The organism is Chelatococcus albus (assembly GCF_030067675.1).
GTDB lineage: Bacteria > Pseudomonadota > Alphaproteobacteria > Rhizobiales > Beijerinckiaceae > Chelatococcus_A > Chelatococcus_A albus.
Genome location: NZ_JASJEV010000006.1, coordinates 234,561 through 251,572, shown reverse-complemented (window position 1 = coordinate 251,572; position 17,012 = coordinate 234,561). Strand labels below are relative to the sequence as shown.

13 protein-coding genes are annotated in these 17,012 nt (G+C 72.5%); 10 read left to right on the top strand and 3 right to left on the bottom strand.

The window, feature by feature from the left end; all coding sequences use genetic code 11:
* Positions 1–12: 12 nt before the first annotated feature.
* The 4 genes from QNA08_RS11710 (at position 13) to trxA (ending at position 7,805) form a co-directional block, all read left to right on the top strand.
* Positions 13–750, top strand: a complete 738-nt coding sequence (locus QNA08_RS11710) for a nucleotidyltransferase family protein (RefSeq protein ID WP_283740893.1) — start codon at positions 13–15, stop codon at positions 748–750.
* Positions 750–3,908: a double-strand break repair protein AddB gene (gene addB, locus QNA08_RS11705; RefSeq protein WP_283740892.1), complete on the top strand. Its 3,159-nt coding sequence runs from the start codon at positions 750–752 to the stop codon at positions 3,906–3,908. The genes QNA08_RS11710 and addB overlap by 1 nt, the downstream gene beginning before the upstream one ends.
* Positions 3,863–7,405 carry a double-strand break repair helicase AddA gene (gene addA, locus QNA08_RS11700; RefSeq protein ID WP_422679904.1) on the top strand — a complete coding sequence of 1,181 codons (3,543 nt, stop codon included), beginning with the start codon at positions 3,863–3,865 and terminating at the stop codon, positions 7,403–7,405. The genes addB and addA overlap by 46 nt, the downstream gene beginning before the upstream one ends.
* Before the next feature lie 79 nt (positions 7,406–7,484).
* Entirely contained in the window at positions 7,485–7,805 is a 321-nt protein-coding gene (gene trxA, locus QNA08_RS11695) for a thioredoxin (RefSeq protein ID WP_283740890.1), read from the top strand.
* 258 nt (positions 7,806–8,063) lie between these two features.
* Here trxA and lepA read toward each other — a convergent pair whose 3' ends face one another.
* Complete coding sequence (gene lepA / locus QNA08_RS11690; protein ID WP_283740889.1) at positions 8,064–9,869, bottom strand: translation elongation factor 4; 1,806 nt, start codon at positions 9,867–9,869, stop codon at positions 8,064–8,066.
* A gap of 177 nt (positions 9,870–10,046) precedes the next feature.
* Here lepA and QNA08_RS11685 point away from each other — a divergent pair, with 177 nt between their 5' ends.
* From QNA08_RS11685 to QNA08_RS11675, 3 genes are read left to right on the top strand one after another with little or no spacing between them, the layout of a single operon-like run.
* Positions 10,047–10,640 carry a helix-turn-helix domain-containing protein gene (locus QNA08_RS11685; RefSeq protein WP_283740888.1) on the top strand — a complete coding sequence of 198 codons (594 nt, stop codon included), beginning with the start codon at positions 10,047–10,049 and terminating at the stop codon, positions 10,638–10,640.
* Positions 10,637–11,209 carry a GNAT family N-acetyltransferase gene (locus QNA08_RS11680; protein ID WP_283740887.1) on the top strand — a complete coding sequence of 191 codons (573 nt, stop codon included), beginning with the start codon at positions 10,637–10,639 and terminating at the stop codon, positions 11,207–11,209. The genes QNA08_RS11685 and QNA08_RS11680 overlap by 4 nt, the downstream gene beginning before the upstream one ends.
* Complete coding sequence (locus QNA08_RS11675) at positions 11,206–11,697, top strand: GNAT family N-acetyltransferase (protein ID WP_283740886.1); 492 nt, start codon at positions 11,206–11,208, stop codon at positions 11,695–11,697. Before QNA08_RS11680 ends, QNA08_RS11675 begins: the two co-directional genes overlap by 4 nt.
* A gap of 15 nt (positions 11,698–11,712) precedes the next feature.
* Here QNA08_RS11675 and hrcA read toward each other — a convergent pair whose 3' ends face one another.
* A complete protein-coding gene (gene hrcA, locus QNA08_RS11670; RefSeq protein ID WP_283740885.1) occupies positions 11,713–12,807 on the bottom strand; it encodes a heat-inducible transcriptional repressor HrcA in 1,095 nt (364 codons plus the stop codon).
* Positions 12,808–13,063: 256 nt separating this feature from the next.
* On the opposite strand from hrcA, the gene rph reads away from it, so the two are divergent.
* The 3 genes from rph to hemW are packed head-to-tail and all read left to right on the top strand — an operon-like array spanning position 13,064 to position 15,669.
* Positions 13,064–13,777: a ribonuclease PH gene (gene rph / locus QNA08_RS11665; RefSeq protein WP_283740884.1), complete on the top strand. Its 714-nt coding sequence runs from the start codon at positions 13,064–13,066 to the stop codon at positions 13,775–13,777.
* Between the two features lie 8 nt (positions 13,778–13,785).
* The gene (gene rdgB / locus QNA08_RS11660; protein WP_283740883.1) at positions 13,786–14,448 is read left to right on the top strand and encodes an RdgB/HAM1 family non-canonical purine NTP pyrophosphatase; all 663 of its coding nucleotides are present in this window, start codon (positions 13,786–13,788) and stop codon (positions 14,446–14,448) included.
* 57 nt (positions 14,449–14,505) lie between these two features.
* Positions 14,506–15,669 (top strand): radical SAM family heme chaperone HemW, encoded by a 1,164-nt coding sequence (gene hemW / locus QNA08_RS11655; protein ID WP_283740882.1) that lies wholly within the window; start codon positions 14,506–14,508, stop codon positions 15,667–15,669.
* Positions 15,670–15,691: 22 nt separating this feature from the next.
* Here the strand turns inward: hemW and QNA08_RS11650 are convergent, their stop codons facing one another.
* Positions 15,692–17,011: a bifunctional folylpolyglutamate synthase/dihydrofolate synthase gene (locus QNA08_RS11650; RefSeq protein ID WP_283740881.1), complete on the bottom strand. Its 1,320-nt coding sequence runs from the start codon at positions 17,009–17,011 to the stop codon at positions 15,692–15,694.
* Position 17,012: the final 1 nt, after the last annotated feature.

Here is a 17,012-nt window from a genome sequence, read left to right as displayed (position 1 = left end):
CGCCGTGCCGCCATGACAGACCCCCGCCAGGCCCGCCTTCCCGACAGCGCCATGGTCCTTGCCGCCGGCCTCGGTACGCGCATGCGCCCGCTCACCGACAGGCTGCCGAAGCCCCTCGTCGAGGTCGGCGGCCGGGCGCTCATCGACCATGCGCTCGACCGCCTCGCCGAGGCCGGCGTCGCGCGCGCCGTGGTCAACGTCCATCACCTCGCCGACCTCGTTGAGGCCCACGTGCGGCGGCGCCGCGCGCCGGCGATCGTCATCTCCGACGAGCGCCCGCACCTCCTCGAAACGGGCGGCGGCACGAAGAAGGCCCTGCCGCTCCTCGGCCCGGGCCCGTTCCTGCTGTTCAACACCGACGCCTTCTGGATCGAGGGCCCGCAGCCGAACCTGCCGCGCCTCGGCGAGGCCTGGGACGCCGAGCGCATGGACATCCTGCTCCTCGTCGCCCCGGCCGCGACGAGCATCGGCTACGACGGGGCCGGCGATTTCCTCATGGACGAGGCGGGGCGGCTCGAGCGCCGCGGCGAGCGGGCCGTCGCGCCCTTCGTCTATGCCGGGGTGGCGGTCCTCAAGCCCGAGCTCTTCGCCGACACGCCGGAGGAACCCTTCTCCCTCAACCTCCTCTTCGACCGCGCCATCGCGCGCCGGCGCCTCTACGGCCTGCGCCTCGACGGCCAGTGGCTGCACGTGGGCACGCCGGAGGCCATCGCCGAGGCCGAGGCGACGCTCGCCGCGAGCGTGAAGTGATGACGGCGCGCCCGTCCGAGCCGCGCGTCTTCACCATCCCGCCGGGCGTACCGTTCCTGGCGACCCTCGCCGACGCGCTCCTGTCCGGAACGCTTCTGTCGGGCTTCCCGGACCGGGACGATCCGCTCGCGCTCGCCGCCGCGACCATCTACCTGCCGACGCGACGCGCGGCGCGGGCGTTCGCCACCCATCTCGCCGAGCGCTTCGCGCCGAAGAGCGTGCTCCTGCCGCGCATCGTGCCCCTCGGCGACCTCGACGAGGCGGAACTCGCGCTCGCCGCCGATCTCGGCTCCTTTCCCGAGAGCTTCGGCACGGGCCTGCCGCCGGCCATCGCCGACGGCGAGCGGCGGCTTGTCCTGACGCGCCTCGTGCTCGCCTGGGCGCGGGCCGTGGATCGGGCGCTGCTGCGCCTCGGCGAGCACGAGCCCCTGCTCGTACCCGCCTCGCCCGCGGACGCCTACGCGCTCGCCGGCGACCTCGCCCGCCTCATGGACGCTCTCGCCACCGAGGGCGTGCCGTGGGACGCGCTCGCGACCCTCGTCGAGGAGCGCCATTCGCGCTACTTCGCCATCACTCTCGCCTTCCTGAAGATCGCGGCCGAGCAATGGCCGGCGATCCTCGCCGAGCGCGGGGTGAGCGATCCGGCGGCGCGCCGCAACGCCCTCGTCCTCGCCGAAGCGGCGCGCCTCGAACGCGAGCGGCCCAGAACGCCCATGATCGTCGCCGGCTCGACCGGCTCCGTCCCCTCCACCGCACGCCTCATCGCGGCCATCGCGCGGCTGCCCAACGGCGCGCTCGTGCTGCCGGGCCTCGATCGGGATCTCGACGCGACGAGCTGGGAGGCGATCGGCGGCGACGAGCGGGAGGCCGCGGCCCCGAGCCATCCGCAGGCGGCGCTCAACCGGCTTCTCGCCACCCTCGGCCTGGCGCGCGAGGCCGTGCCGAGCCTCGGCGCGCCGCCGGCGGCGGCATGCGCCCGCAGCCGCTTCCTCAGCGAGGCGCTGCGCCCGGCGGCCACCACCCAGCTCTGGGCCTCGCCCGCGCATCGGCCCGACGCAGAGGCCGTGCGCGCCGCCCTCGATGGGCTCGCCATCGTGGAGGCAGCGGACGAGCGCGAGGAGGCGCTCGCCGCCGCGCTCGCCCTGCGTGAAGCCCTGGAGGAGCCGGAGCGCACGGCGGCTCTCGTCACGCCCGACCGCACGCTTGCCGAGCGCGTCGCCGCCGAACTCGCGCGCTGGGGCATCGCCGTCGAGGATTCCGCCGGCCTGCCCCTCGGGCGCAGCCTGCCCGGGCGCCTGGCGCGGCTCGTGGCCGAGGCGGCGAGCACCGACTTCGCCCCCGGCCCCCTGCTGGCCCTCCTCGCCCATCCGCTCGCGACCTTCGGCCTGCCGCGCGCCGCCGCGGAGCGCGCGGCAGCGGCGCTGGAGATCGGCCTCCTGCGCGGCCCTGCTCCCCCGCCCGGCCTCGCCGGCCTCTTCGCCGTCCTCGACGAGCGGCGGACGGAGGCGCAGGAGCGCCACGCGCCGCGGCCACTGAAGCGTCTGGGCAAGGCGGACTGGGAGGGGGTCGCTGACCTCCTCAAGCGCATCGAGGCCGCCTTCGCGGGCTTCGATCCGGGCAACCATGCGGAGGCGGCGGTGGACCTCGTGGCTCTCGTCGGCCGGCATGCCGAGGTGCTGCGCGCCGTCTCGGGCGGGGCGGCGGAGGAAGCCGCGCCGGCGGCCTTCGCCGGGGAGGCCGGCGAGGCGCTGAGCGCCCTCTTCGACGACATCGCCGCGGCCCATGCCGCCGGCATTACCGGCCGCTTCGCGGATTATCCCGCCTTCTTCGCCGCGCTGATGGAGGGGCAGGTGGTGCGCCGCGCCGGCCCGGTGCATCGGCGCGTGAAGATCTGGGGCCTGCTGGAGGCCCGCCTGCTCGAGACCGACCGCATCGTCCTCGGCGGGCTCGACGAGACGGTGTGGCCGCCGGCGACGCGCACAGACGCCTTCCTCAACCGGCCCATGCGGCTCGCCCTCGGCCTGACGCAGCCCGAGCGGCGCATCGGCCAGACGGCGCACGACTTCGTGCAGGCCCTCGGCGTGCGCGATGCCGTCGTCACGCGCGCCCAGAAGCGCGACAGCGCGCCGACCGTGCCCTCGCGCTTCCTGCAGCGCATGCGGGCGCTCGCCGGCGAGGTGGCCTGGGGGCGTGCGCTCGCGGCAGGCGAGCGCTACCGCCGGCTCGCCGCCGCCCTCGAGAGGCCGCGCCCGGTCGCGGCCTTGCGCCGCCCGGCGCCGAAGCCGCCCCTCGACCTCGTGCCGCGCTCGCTTTCGGTCACCGAGATCGAGACCCTGATCCGCGACCCTTACGCGATCTTCGCCAAACACGTGCTGAAACTCGACCCGCTCGACGATCTCGCCGTGCCACCCGGCGCCGCGGACCGCGGCTCGATCATCCATGACGCCCTCGGCCGCTTCGCCATGGCTCACCCGGGCCAGTTGCCGGCGGACGCGCGCGAGCGCTTCCTCGCCATCGGCGAGGAGGCCTTCCGCCCGCTCGCGCCCTATCCCGACGTGGCGAGCCTCTGGTGGCCGCGCTTCCTGCGCTTCGCGGAAGCCTTCCTCGCCTGGGAACGGGCGCGACGCCCGCAGATCCTGCGGGTCCACGCTGAGTGCCCGGGGCGCATTTCCATCCCGATGCCGGAGGGCGAGCCCTTTGTCCTGCGCGCCCGCGCCGATCGCATCGAGGAGCGGCGCGACGGCGGCGTCACCATCGTCGACTTCAAGACCGGCCAGCCGCCGAGCGCCCCGCAGGTCGTCACCGGCTTCTCGCCGCAGCTCACGCTGGAGGCCGCCATGCTCGTCCGGGGCGGCTTCCCGGGCATCGCCGCCGTGCCCGACGTCGACCTTCTCTACGTGCGGGCCGGCCAGCCGGAGATCGCGCCGGACAGGCCCGTCCGCGACGCGGGGGAAGCGGCGCGGCCGATGCGGGACGTGATCGAGGAGCATTTCACCAAGCTCGCCCGACTCATCGCCCGCTACGCCATGGGCGAGCAGGGCTTTGCCTCACGGCCCTTCGCGGAATTCGCGCGGCGCTTCGGGCCCTACGATCACCTCGCCCGCATCAAGGAATGGTCGGCCACCGGCGGGACCGGGGATGCGGGAGGCGAGCCGTGAACGATCTCGTCGTCCCGCGGAAGACCCTCGAGGACCAGCGCCGCGCTGCCGATCCCGGCGTCTCCGCCTGGGTGTCGGCCAATGCCGGTGCCGGCAAGACCAAGGTGCTCGCCGACCGGGTGCTGCGCCTGCTGCTCGCCGGCACGGACCCGTCGCGCCTCCTCTGCCTCACCTTCACCAAGGCGGCGGCCGCCAACATGGCAAACCGCGTCTTCGCCGAGCTCGGCCGCTGGGTCGGCCTCGACGACACCGGCCTCGCCGATGTGCTCACCCGCCTCGAAGGCGAGCGGCCGTCCCGCCAGAAGCTCGAGGCCGCGCGCCAGCTTTTCGCCCGGGCCGTCGAAACGCCGGGCGGGCTCAAGATCGAGACGATCCACGCCTTCTGCGAGCGGATCCTGCACCTCTTCCCCTTCGAGGCCAACGTGCCGGCGCGCTTCGAGGTTCTGGACGACACGGCGAGCGCCGACCTTCTCGCCCGCGCCCGGGCCGAGGTCATGGCCGCGGCGGCCCTCGGCACGGACCCCGCGCTCGCCGAGGCGCTCGCGGTGGTTGCGGCGCAGACGGGCGACGACGGCATCGCCGAGGCCATCGCGGCGGCACTGAAGGAGAAGGACTTCCTGCGCCGGCACGCACGCCGGCCCGAGGATCTCGCTGCCGTCATGAAGGCGCTCGCCGGCGCCCTCGGCCTCGCGCCGGGCGAGACGGCGACGGGCATCGAGCGCGCCATGCTGGAGGAGGGGCTCCCGCCGGCGGAATGGCCGGCGATCGCGGCGCGGCTGCGCACCGGCAAGGCGACGGACGAGACGCGGGCCGGCGACCTCGCCGCCGCCGCGGCGGCGGCCGATCATTCCGCGCGGCTCGCCCTCTATCGCGCCGTCTTCTTCACCAGGGAAGGCACACCCCGCAGCGACCGGGCCTTCGTGACGAAGGCCGTAGACGAGGGCCTTGCCGCCCGCCTGCGCGACGAGCGCGACCGGCTCGCCGCCCTCGACGAGCGCCTGAAGGCGGCCGCGGCGGTGGCGCGCACAGCGGCGCTGCTGACCCTGGCGCAGGCCGTCTTCACCCGCGTCGAGGCCCTGAAGAACGCGCGCGGCGCACTCGACTTCGACGATCTCATCGCCCGCACCGTCGCACTCCTCGAGCGCGCCGACGCAGCCTGGGTGCTCTACAAGCTCGACGCCGGCGTCGACCACGTGCTCGTGGACGAGGCGCAGGACACGAACCCTCAGCAATGGGCGATCCTGAAGCGCCTGACGGAGGAGTTCACCGCCGGCGAGGGTGCGGGCATCAAGGCCCGCACGCTCTTCGCCGTGGGCGACCCCAAGCAGTCGATCTACGGATTCCAGGGGGCCGAGCCGCGCGAGTTCGAGGGCTCGGGCCGGCATTTCCGCGACCGGTCGCGGCAGGCCGGGCTCGCCTTCGACGAGATCAGCCTCACCCTCTCCTTCCGCTCGGCCGCCGAGGTGCTGAGCGCGGTCGACACCGTCTTCGCCGATCCGGCGCATTTCAAGGGCCTGTCCTTCGAGAGCGGCGCCATGGGCACCGTGCACCAGAGCGCCCGGCTGACCGCGCCGGGCCTCGTCGAGCTGTGGGAGACCGTGCGCCCGAGCGAGCGCGCCGAGCCCGAGGCCTGGGTACTGCCGCTCGACGAGCCGGAAGCGAGCGCGCCGTCGGTACGCCTCGCGCAGCGCATCGCGCGCACCGTCAGGCACTGGACCACGAGCGGCGAGGAGAGCGGCCGGCGCGTGCCGCCGAGCGACATCCTCGTGCTCGTGCGCAAGCGCGGCGGCTTCTTCGAGGCGGTGATCCGCGCCCTGAAGACGGCGGGCGTGCCCGTGGCCGGCGCCGACCGCCTGCGCCTCGGCGAGCACATCGCGGTGCTCGACCTCCTCGCGGCCGGGCGCGCCGCGCTGCTGCCCGACGACGACCTCACCCTGGCGGCGGCGTTGAAATCCCCCCTCGTCGGCCTCACCGACGAGGATCTCGTGCGGCTTGCGGCGCGACGGCCCGAGGGGCAGGGCCTCGCCGCAGCGCTGGGCGAGCGCGTGGCGGAGGATGCCGCGGCCGCGCGCGCCGTCGCCGCGCTCGACAGCTGGCGCGCGCTCGCGGGCCGGGGCGGGCCCTTCGCCTTCTACGCGACGCTGCTCGGCCCCGGGGGCGGGCGGCGGGCGCTCGTGTCGCGGCTCGGGGCGGAAGCGGGCGATGCCATCGACGAGTTCCTCTCCCAGGCGCTCGCCTTCGAGCGGCGGCGCATCCCCTCCCTCTCCGCCTTCCTCCTCGACTTCGCCCGCACCGAGATCGAGGTGAAGCGCGACATGGACGCCGCGCGCGACGAGGTCCGGGTGATGACCGTGCACGGCGCCAAGGGGCTGGAAGCGCCGGTCGTCATCCTCGCCGACGGCTGCGAAGCGCCGAACGGGCGCAACGACCCGCCGCTCCTGCCCCTCGCGCTCGGGCGCGGCGAGGAGGCGACCAAGGTGCCGGTCTGGTCGCCGCGCCAGGACTTCGACCCGCCGGCGGTGGCGGCAGAGCGGGATGTGCTGCGCGAGCGCGCCGCCGAGGAGCACAACCGCCTGCTCTACGTGGCGATGACGCGCGCCAGGGACCGACTCGTCGTCGCCTCCTACACCAATCTCGGGCGCGACAAGGACGACATGCCGAAGCCGCTGCCGCAGATGTGCTGGTCGCAGATGATCCGCCGCAGCCTCGAGGCCGCCACGCCCGGCCTCGTCGAGGGCACGGACGTCTGCGGCGCGCCGGTATGGCGTTGGCACGATCCGGGCAAGGCGCCCTGCGCGGCGGAGAGCCCGCCAGCCGCGCCGGTCGCCGCCGTTGCCGAGCCCGACTGGCTCCATGCGCCGGTCTTCGCGGAGCCGGAGGCGGCGCCGCCCCTCAGACCCTCCAGCGCGCTCGGCGCGGCGGATGCTGTGGCGCGCCCGGGCGACGGCCCCTTCGTCGCCGAGGCGCGGCGCATCGGCACGCTCGTGCATGCGCTCGTCGAGCATCTGCCCGGAGTGCCTCCCGAGGGCCGTGCCGCCGCCGCGCTCGCCTATGTGGCGGCGCGCGGGGCCCGTCTTGCCGGTGAGCAGCAGGCGCGCATCGTCGCGGATGCGCTCGCCCTCCTCGCCGAGCCCGAGCTCGCGGCCCTCTTCGGGCCGGCCGGGCGGGCGGAAGTGCCGATCGCGGGCACGCTCGCGCTGCCGGGCGGCGAGGTGCCGGTCTCCGGCCAGATCGACCGCCTCGCGGTCCTGGCCGAGGCTGTGCTCGTCGCCGATTTCAAGACGACGGCCGCAGCGCCTTGCGATGTCGCGGACCTGCGCCGCGAGCACGTGGCGCAGCTTTCGGCCTATCGGGCGCTGCTCATGCAGCTCTATCCGGACCGGCCCGTGCGCGCCTTCCTCGTCTTCACTGCTGGTCCCCGGGTCTTCGAGATTGCGCCCGATGTGCTCGACGAAGCGCTTCTCGCCCTCGCGGGACGCAGGCCAGCCTTGCCTTGACCGGCCGGCGGGCGCTTCCTACCTTCGCTTCCGACTCGTGAGGCGCTCCACGCGCCTCCCCCGGTGAAAGGATTGGATCATGGCGACCGCCAAGGTGACCGACGCGAGCTTCGAAGCCGACGTCCTGAAATCCTCCGAGCCCGTCGTCGTCGACTTCTGGGCGGAATGGTGCGGCCCCTGCCGCATGATCGCGCCGGCGCTCGAAGAGATCGCCGCGGAGATGGCCGGCAAGGTCAAGGTGGTGAAGCTCAACGTCGACGAGAACCCGAACGTCGCGGCGCAGTTCGGCATCCGCTCGATCCCGACCTTGATGCTGTTCAAGGACGGCAAGCTCGCCGGCCAGAAGGTGGGCGCGGCACCGAAGAGCGACCTGTCGAAGTGGATCACCGCCTCGGTCTGACCGAGATCGACAGCGCGCAAGGGAAAGGGCCCGTTCGGGGCCCTTTTTCATGCCGCCGCCGTCCGGCGGCGGGACAGGCAGCCGCATGCGCCCTGTCGCGGCCCTCCGGCGTCCTTATCTCCGCCGCCCTTTCGGGCGCGGAGGGCTCGGGGCGGGGCGGGAGCCACGCTGCGCTCGGCCCCGGGATGACCGGAAGTGGTTGCCGCGAGTCCTGACCGGTCGTTCGGCACGCTGCATGCGCGAGCGCGCCCCTGCCGCTCAGCTGTCCATCTTCAGGGCGGCGATGAAGGCTTCCTGCGGGATCTCCACCTTGCCGAACTGGCGCATGCGCTTCTTGCCCTCCTTCTGCTTGTCGAGGAGCTTGCGCTTGCGCGTCACGTCGCCGCCGTAGCACTTGGCCGTCACGTCCTTGCGCAGGGCGCGGATCGTCTCGCGGGCGATGATCTTGCCGCCGATGGCCGCCTGGATCGGGATCTGGAAGAGATGCTGGGGGATGAGATCCTTCAGCTTCTCGCACATGGCGCGGCCGCGCATCTCGGCGCGCGTGCGGTGCACCAGCATGGAGAGCGCGTCCACCGGCTCGCCATTGACGAGGATCGACATCTTGACGAGGTCGCCGGGGCGGTAGTCGGTGATGTGGTAGTCGAAGGAGGCATAACCCTTCGAGATCGACTTCAGGCGATCGTAGAAGTCGAAGACCACCTCGTTGAGCGGCAGGTCGTAGACCACCATGGCGCGCTTGCCGACGTAGTTGAGGTCGACCTGCTCGCCACGGCGGTCCTGGCAGAGCTTCAGGATGCCGCCGAGATAGTCGTCCGGCGTCATGATGGTGGCGCGGATCCAGGGCTCGGCAATCTCCGCAATGCGCATCACCTCGGGCATGTCGGCCGGGTTGTGCAGGTCACGCTCCGAGCCGTCCGTCATCTTGAGGCGATAGACGACCGAGGGCGCGGTGGAGATGAGGTCGAGGTTGAACTCGCGCTCCAGCCGCTCCTGGATGATCTCGAGATGGAGAAGGCCGAGAAAGCCGCAGCGGAAGCCGAAGCCGAGCGCGGCCGACGTCTCCATCTCGTAGGAGAAGCTCGCGTCGTTGAGCCTGAGCTTGCCCATGGCAGCGCGCAGGTTCTCGAAATCCGCCGCGTCGACGGGGAAGAGGCCGCAGAAGACGACGGGCTGCGCCGGCTTGAAGCCCGGCAGGGGCGTCGCCGTCGGCCGCTTGTCCTCCGTGATGGTGTCGCCGACCGCGGTGTCGGCCACCTCCTTGATGGAGGCGGTGAGGAAGCCGACCTCGCCGGGGCCGAGCTCACCGACGTCCTGCATCTTGGGGCGGAAGACGCCGACGCGGTCGACGCCGTAGGTCGCCCCCGAGCCCATCATGCGGATGGTCATGCCCTTCCTCAGCACGCCGTCGACGATGCGCACGAGCACGACGACGCCGAGATAGGCGTCGTACCAACTGTCGACCAGCATCGCCTTGAGCGGCGCCGTCTCGTCGCCCTGCGGCGGCGGCAAGCGGGTGACGATGGCCTCCAGCACGTCCTCGATGCCGAGGCCGGTCTTGGCCGAGATGAGCACGGCGTCCGAGGCGTCGAGGCCGATCACCTCCTCGATCTGCTCCCTGACACGGTCGGGCTCGGCCGCCGGCAGGTCGATCTTGTTGAGGACGGGCACGATCTCGTGGTTGGCGTCGAGCGCCTGGTAGACGTTGGCGAGCGTCTGCGCCTCGACGCCCTGGGAGGCGTCGACCACGAGGAGCGAGCCCTCGCAGGCGGCGAGCGAACGCGACACCTCGTAGGCGAAGTCGACGTGCCCGGGCGTGTCCATCAGGTTGAGGACGTAGGTCTTGCCGTCCCTGGCCGGATATTCGAGGCGCACGGTCTGCGCCTTGATGGTGATGCCGCGCTCGCGCTCGATGTCCATCGAATCGAGCACCTGCTCCTGCATCTCGCGCTCGGACAGCGCTCCCGTCGTCTGGATCAGCCGGTCGGCGAGCGTCGACTTGCCATGGTCGATGTGGGCGACGATGGAGAAGTTGCGGATGTTGTCGATCGAGTGCGCGGTCATTCCTGGCCCGAGGCGGCATTAACCTTGTCGCGCGGGCATAGCAGCGCGGCGACGCTTCGCCAAGCGGCGTCAGGGACGCGGCGCGGAACGAGCGCCGCCGTGACGCTGCCCAAACAACGGGCACGGTGCCCGCCATTCGGGCTTGTCGCTCCATGATCGTGGATGAATTCTACTATCATGGAATCAGCCGCTCTTGCCGACAACCTCGACATCCGCCTCGGCCGCCGCCTCAAGGCCATGCGCACGGCCGCCGGCCTGACCCTCGACGAGCTCGCCGGGCGCGCCGGCATCAGCCGCGCCATGATCTCCCGCATCGAGCGCGGCGAGTCGAGCCCGACGGCAGCCCTCCTCGGGCGGCTCTGCGCCGGGCTCGGCATCAGCCTGGCTGCCGTCTTCGCCGACGACCGGCGCAGCGGCGATCCCCTGTCGCGCGCCGCGGCCCAGCCCGTCTGGCGCGATCCGGCGAGCGGCTACCTCCGCCGCGACGTGACGCCGCCCGGCACCGGCTCGCCGGTCGAGATCGTCGACGTCACCTTTCCGCCCGGCGCCGACGTGCGCTTCGACAATCCCTGGACGATGCGCACGATCGACCAGCACGTGTGGGTGCTCGACGGCGAGCTCGAGCTGACGGTGGGCGCGGCCGCGCACCGGCTCGCCACGGGCGACTGCCTGCACATGCGCCTCGACGGCCCCATCCGTTTTCGCAACACGAGCGGGCGCCCGGTCCGCTACGCCGTGGTGCTCACCATGACCGACCGGTGCCTTCCATGAGGACGATGATGAATGATGTGACGACGCCGCCGACGACAGTCGGCGTGATCGCGATCAGGGCCCTCGGCGCGGTCGAGGCGGAGCGGCGGTTGCCGGAGCTCGCCGCCGTCCTCGTCGACGCGGTCGCCCACGGCGCCTCGGTGAATTTCATGGCCGGCTTCACCGAGGCCGAGGCCACTGCCTTCTGGCGCGGGCAATTGCCGGAGATCACGGCGGGCGGCCGCGTCCTCCTCGTGGCCGAGGCCGCGGGCAGGCTCGTCGGCACCGTCGTCGTCACCTTCGCGCATCAGCCCAACGCCCCGCACCGGGCGGAGATCGGCAAGATGCTCGTCCATTCCGGCCTGCGCCGGCAGGGGCTCGGCAAGCGCCTCCTCACCGCCGCGGAAGAGGCGGCGCGCCAGGCGGGGCGCACGCTCCTCCTCCTCGACACCGAGAAGGGTAGTGCCGGCGACCGGCTCTACCGCCATTGCGGCTGGATCGAGGTCGGCACCGTGCCGAACCACGCCTTCACACCCGACGGGCGCCGCGCCCCCACGGTGATCTTCTACAAGGAGCTCGGGCAGCCGTGACCGCGATCCGCCCGGCCGCGGAGGCCGACCTGCCGGCGATCCTCGCCATCCACAACCACCACATCGCCCACACCCTCGCCATCTGGCGCTACGAGCCCGCGGATCTCGCCGAACGGCGCGCCTGGTTCGCCGGGCGGGAAACCCAAGGCTTCCCCGTCCTTGTGGCGGAGGAGGCGGGCGAGATCGCGGGCTTCGCCTCCTTCGGCGACTTCCGCGCCGGCGCCGGCTATCACCGCACGGTGGAGCACTCGATCTACGTGCGCGAGGACCGCCAGCGGCGCGGCATCGCCCGCCGGCTGATGCTGGCCCTGTTCGACGAGGCGCGCGCCGCGGGCAAGCACGTCATGGTGGCAGCCATCGGCCTGCCCAACGACGCCTCGGTGGCGCTGCACGCCTCGCTCGGTTTCGAGGAGGCGGGCCGCCTGCGCGGCATCGGCTGGAAGTTCGACCGGGCGCTCGACCTGCTGATGATGCAGAAGGCCCTGTGACGCGGCCGGCGATCCCTACCGGCTGCCTTCGATGAGCTTCGACACCACCTTCGCCGTGTAGTCGACCATGGGCACGATGCGGGCGTAGTTGAGCCGCGTCGGGCCGATGACGCCGACGACGCCGACAATGGTCTGCGAGGCGTCGCGGAAGGGGGCGGCGATCATGGAGGAGCCGGACAGCGAGAAGAGCTTGTTCTCCGAGCCGATGTAGATGCGCACGCCCTCGCCCGCCTCGGCCCGGGTGAGCAGATCGATGACGTCGTGCTGCGTCTCCAGATCGGCAAAGAGCAGGCGGATGCGCTCCAGGTCCTCGGCGGCCTTCAGATCCTCGAGCAGGTTCGCCTGTCCGCGCACGATGAGGTGGCGGCCGTCCTCGGAGCCCGCGGGCGTGGCGAGGCCCGCCTCCACGAGGCGGGCGGTGAGCGCATCGAGCTCGCGCTCCATCTCGGTGCGGCGCGCCTCGAATTCGCTTCTGAGCTCGCCGAGAGTCTTGCCGCGGATGCGGGCGTTGAGAAAATTCGTCGCCTCCGTCAGCGCCGACGGCGGCAGGCCGGGCGGCAGATCGAGGAGCCTGTTCTCCACCGTCCCGTCCTCGGAGACGAGCACGACGAGCCCGCGCCGGGCATCGAGCTGCACGAACTCGATGTGCTTCAGGCGCAGGTTCTGCTTCGTCGTCACGACGACGCCGGCGCTGCGCGACAGGCCGGAGAGGAGCGCCGTCGCCTCGGCGAGGGCGCTTTCGAGCGAGTGACCGACGGCGGCCGCCCGCACCTGCGTCTCGATGCGGGCACGGTCCTCGGCCGTGAGGTCGCCGATCTCCAGCATGGCGTCGACGAAGAAGCGCAGGCCGAGTTCCGTCGGCAGCCGGCCGGCGCTCGTATGCGGGGCATAGATGAGTCCCGCCTGCTCGAGGTCGGCCATGACGTTGCGCACCGAGGCGGGCGAGAGCGTCATGGAGATGAGCCGCGACAGGTTGCGTGAGCCGACGGGCTCGCCCGTGGCGAGATAGCTGTCGACGATCTGGCGAAAGATCTCGCGCGAACGCTCGTTGAGATCGAGCAGCATGCCGCTGCCGGCACGGTCGGAACTGGACTTCACAGGGGCGCTCATGCGCGTCGCATCCTCCATCCGCTCCATAATGTGAAGCCCCGGGCGCCTGTTTCAAGCGCCGCGCGGGCCGGCAGGCGAGCGGAGCGCGGGATCACGGCCACCCCGAAGCCGATGCCGCCCCTTCGCGACCGCCTCCCCGCGGCGCGGGGGGACGGCGCCGGCCGGGACACGGGTCCGCGCTGGCGAAAAGCGCTTCACACCCTTCGCCCTGATGCTCTAGAAGCGTTCCTCCCTTCCCGATCAGAGGACGATAGCGATGCGGCCCTCCAAGCGCGCCCCGGACGAGTTGCGCAAGGTCACCCTGGAGCGCGCCGTGGCGCGCTACGCCGAAGGCTCCTGCCTCGTCAAGTTCGGCGACACGCATGTTCTGTGTACGGCCTCGCTCGAGGAGCGCGGCCCGGCCTGGCTGCGCGGCACCGGCAAGGGCTGGGTGACGGCCGAATATGCCATGCTGCCGCGCGCCACGCTGGAGCGCACGCGCCGCGAGGTGAACGCCGGCAAGCCCTCCGGCCGCACGCAGGAAATCCAGCGCCTCATCGGCCGTTCGCTCAGGGCCGTCGTCGACCTCACCGCCATCGGCGAGCGGCAGATCGTCGTCGACTGCGACGTCCTGCAGGCCGACGGTGGCACGCGCACGGCCGCCATCACCGGCGCCTGGGTGGCGCTGCACGACTGCCTCACCTGGATGAAGGCGCGCGACATGCTCAAGGGCCCCGCCCTCAAGGACCATGTCGCCGCGATCTCCTGCGGCATCTACAACGGCACGCCGGTGCTCGACCTCGACTATGCGGAGGATTCCGCTGCCGAGACGGACGCCAATTTCGTCGTCACCGGCACCGGCGGCCTCGTCGAGGTGCAGGGCACCGCTGAGGGAAGGCCCTTCTCCGAGGAGGAGCTCCTGTCGCTGCTGCGTCTGGCCAGGCTGGGCACGACGAAGCTCGTCGACCTGCAGAAGATGGCCGTGATGTGAGGGCCGCCATGACCGCGCCCCTGAGGAGCACCAGCCCCGTGCATCGCCCGCTGACCGGCCGCCTCGTCATCGCCACGCACAATGCCGGCAAGCTGCGCGAGATGCGCGAGCTCCTCGCGCCCTTCGGCGTCGAGGCCGTGTCCGCCGGCGAACTCGACCTGCCGGAGCCGGAGGAGACCGGCACCACCTATGCCGAGAACGCCGCGCTCAAGGCCCATGCCGCGGCCAGGGCCACCGGCCTGCCGGCCTTCGCCGACGATTCCGGCATCGCCGTGCATGCGCTCGACGGCGCACCCGGCATCTTCTCGGCGCGCTGGGCGGGGCCCGGCAGGGACTTCGGCCTCGCCATGCGGCGGGTGCACGAGGAACTCGCGAGGCGTGGCGCCGAGAACCCGGCCGACCGGCGCGCCCATTTCGTCTCGGCCCTCGTCATCGCCTGGCCCGACGGCCACGAGGAGCTGTTCGAGGGTCGCGTCTTCGGCACGCTCGTCTGGCCGCCGCGCGGCGACAAGGGCTTCGGCTACGACCCGATGTTCCAGCCGGATGGGCACGAGCGCACCTTCGGCGAGATGACATCGGACGAGAAGCACGGCTGGGCGCAGGGAAGCGGGCTCTCGCATCGCGCGCGGGCCTTCGCCAGGCTCGCCGCCGCCTGTCTGAAGAGGATGTGAGAGCCGCGGCCGCCGCCCCCCTTGCGCTCGCCCGCGAGGCGCGTCAAACCGTTCACCATGAACGCTCATCCGACGGCCGACGCCGGGTTCGGGGTCTATGTCCACTGGCCCTTCTGCGCGTCGAAGTGCCCCTATTGCGATTTCAACAGCCACGTGCGCCACACGCCCGTGGACCAGGCGCGCCACGTTGCCGCCTTCAGGCGCGAGATCGCGCACCGGGCGGCGCTCGCACCGGGCCGCACCGTCACCACCGTCTTCTTCGGCGGGGGAACACCGTCGCTGATGCAGCCGGAGACGGTCGGCGCCATCCTCGATGCCATCGCCGGGCACTGGACCGTCGCTCCCGACGTCGAGGTGACGCTGGAGGCCAATCCGACGAGCGTCGAGGCCGGCCGCTTCCGCGGCTACCGTGCCGCAGGCGTCAACCGCGTGTCGCTCGGCGTGCAGGCCCTCAACGACGCCGACCTGCGCCGCCTCGGCCGCCTGCATTCGGCGGAGGAGGCGCTCGCGGCGGTCCGTATCGCGGGCGCGATCTTCGCGCGCCATTCCTTCGACCTGATCTATGCCCGCCCCGGCCAGACCCCCGAGGCCTGGGCGGCGGAGCTGCGCCAAGCGATCGCCCATGCCGTCGAGCACCTGTCGCTCTACCAGCTCACCATCGAACCGGGCACCTGGTTCGAGAAGCTCCACGCCGCGGGCAAGCTCCCGGTGCCCGACACCGACACGGCCCGCGCGCTCTACGACGTGACGCAGGAGGTCACGGCCGCCCACGGCCTGCCGGCCTACGAGATCTCCAACCACGCCCGGCCGGGTGCCGAGAGCCGGCACAACCTCCTCTACTGGCGCTACGGCGAATATGCCGGCATCGGCGCCGGCGCCCACGGCCGCCTCGTCACCGACCGGGGCCGCCTCGCCCAGGCGACCGAGAAGCATCCCGAGACCTGGCTCGAGAAGGTCGAGCGCGACGGCCACGGGCTCGTCGAGGAGGAGGTGCTGTCGGCGGAGGCACAGGGCGACGAGTTCCTGCTCATGGGCCTGCGCCTCGTCGAGGGCATCGACCCGCACCGCTACGAGCGGCTCGCCGGCCGTCCCCTGAGCGAGGGCCAGATCCGCGATCTCCTCGGCTACGAGTTCATCAGCCGCACGGCGCGCGGCCGCCTGCGCGTGACGCCGGCGGGCTTTCCCGTGCTCGACGCCGTGGTGGCGGACCTCGCCGCCTGACCCGCGCGCCGCGCGAGGGGCGTCATTGCGGCGGGGTGCCGTTTGCCGCCAGCACGTCGCCCGCGAGATAGAGCGAGCCGGTGATCAGGATGCGCGGCGGACGCTCCCAGACGAAGCCGTTGAGGGCGGCGAGCGCCGCCTCGACGCTGGCGTGCACGGTGGCCGTGAGGCCGACGTTGCGCGCGATCTCGGCCACCTCCTCTGCGGGGCGGGCGGCGAGCTGGCTCGGAATGGGCACGGCGAGAAGCTCGCGCGCGAGACCGGCGAAGGGCTTCAGGAAGCCGTCGGCGTCCTTGGTGCCCAGCATGCCGACGACGAGGACGAGCGGGGCGGGGCTGCGCTCCTCGAGCTCGGCCATGGCGCTGGCGACGACGCGCCCACCGTCGGGATTGTGCGCGCCGTCGAGCCAGATCTCGGCACCGGCCGGCGCCAGTTCCGGCAGCTGGCCACGCGCGAGGCGCTGCATGCGCGCCGGCCACTCGGCCTTGAGGAGCCCCGTCTCGAAGGCCGAGACCGGCAGGCGGCCGAAGCCCGCCGCCCTGAGCGCCGCGATGGCGGTGCCGGCGTTGATCTGCTGATGGCGCCCGACGAGGCGCGGCAGGGGCAGATCGAGCAGGCCGTGCTCGTCCTGATAGACGAGCCGGCCGCCCTCCTCATGCACGGAAAAATCCTGCCCGCCCATGAGGAGGCGTGCGCCGATGCGGTCGGCATGGGCCTCGAGGACGGCCCCCGCCTCGAGCTCCTGCGGCGCCACGATCGCGGGCACGCCGGGCTTGAAGATGCCCGCCTTCTCGGCGGCGATGAGCGCGACCGTGTCGCCGAGATAGTCGGCGTGATCCATCGAGACGGGCGTCACCACGGCCGCCGCGGGATCGTCGACGACGTTGGTCGCGTCATACCGGCCGCCGAGGCCCACCTCGAGCAGCAGCACGTCGGCGGGCGTCTCGGCGAAGAGCACGAAGGCCGCCGCCGTGGTGATCTCGAAGACGGTGATCGGCTCGCCGGCATTCACCTCCTCGCAGCGGCGCAGCACGGCGACGAGGCGCTCCTCGTCGACATAGCGCCCGCCGCCCGGCCGGCCGAGGCGGATGCGCTCGTGGAAGCGCACGAGATGGGGCGAGGTGTAGACATGCACCACGAGGCCCGCCGCCTCGAGGATCGCGCGCATGAAGGCGATGGTCGAGCCCTTGCCGTTGGTGCCGCCGACATGGATGACCGGCGGCAGGCGCCGCTCGGGATGGCCGAGCGCGGCGAGCAGGCGCTCGATGCGCCCGAGCGACAGGTCGATCGTCTTCGGATGCAGCGCCAGGAAGCGCGCCAGCAGGGCGTCGGAGGACTCCATC

What these genes read in the sequence shown, in the direction of transcription:
- QNA08_RS11710 (WP_283740893.1), top strand. Translation starts at nt 13, where the DNA reads ATGACAGACCCCCGCCAGGCCCGCCTTCCCGACAGCGCCATGGTCCTT.
- addB (WP_283740892.1), top strand. Translation starts at nt 750, where the DNA reads ATGACGGCGCGCCCGTCCGAGCCGCGCGTCTTCACCATCCCGCCGGGC.
- addA (WP_422679904.1), top strand. Translation starts at nt 3,863, where the DNA reads ATGGTCGGCCACCGGCGGGACCGGGGATGCGGGAGGCGAGCCGTGAAC.
- trxA (WP_283740890.1), top strand. Translation starts at nt 7,485, where the DNA reads ATGGCGACCGCCAAGGTGACCGACGCGAGCTTCGAAGCCGACGTCCTG.
- lepA (WP_283740889.1), bottom strand. Translation starts at nt 9,869, where the DNA reads ATGACCGCGCACTCGATCGACAACATCCGCAACTTCTCCATCGTCGCC.
- QNA08_RS11685 (WP_283740888.1), top strand. Translation starts at nt 10,047, where the DNA reads ATGGAATCAGCCGCTCTTGCCGACAACCTCGACATCCGCCTCGGCCGC.
- QNA08_RS11680 (WP_283740887.1), top strand. Translation starts at nt 10,637, where the DNA reads ATGAGGACGATGATGAATGATGTGACGACGCCGCCGACGACAGTCGGC.
- hrcA (WP_283740885.1), bottom strand. Translation starts at nt 12,807, where the DNA reads ATGAGCGCCCCTGTGAAGTCCAGTTCCGACCGTGCCGGCAGCGGCATG.
- rph (WP_283740884.1), top strand. Translation starts at nt 13,064, where the DNA reads ATGCGGCCCTCCAAGCGCGCCCCGGACGAGTTGCGCAAGGTCACCCTG.
- rdgB (WP_283740883.1), top strand. Translation starts at nt 13,786, where the DNA reads ATGACCGCGCCCCTGAGGAGCACCAGCCCCGTGCATCGCCCGCTGACC.
- hemW (WP_283740882.1), top strand. Translation starts at nt 14,506, where the DNA reads ATGAACGCTCATCCGACGGCCGACGCCGGGTTCGGGGTCTATGTCCAC.
- QNA08_RS11650 (WP_283740881.1), bottom strand. Translation starts at nt 17,011, where the DNA reads ATGGAGTCCTCCGACGCCCTGCTGGCGCGCTTCCTGGCGCTGCATCCG.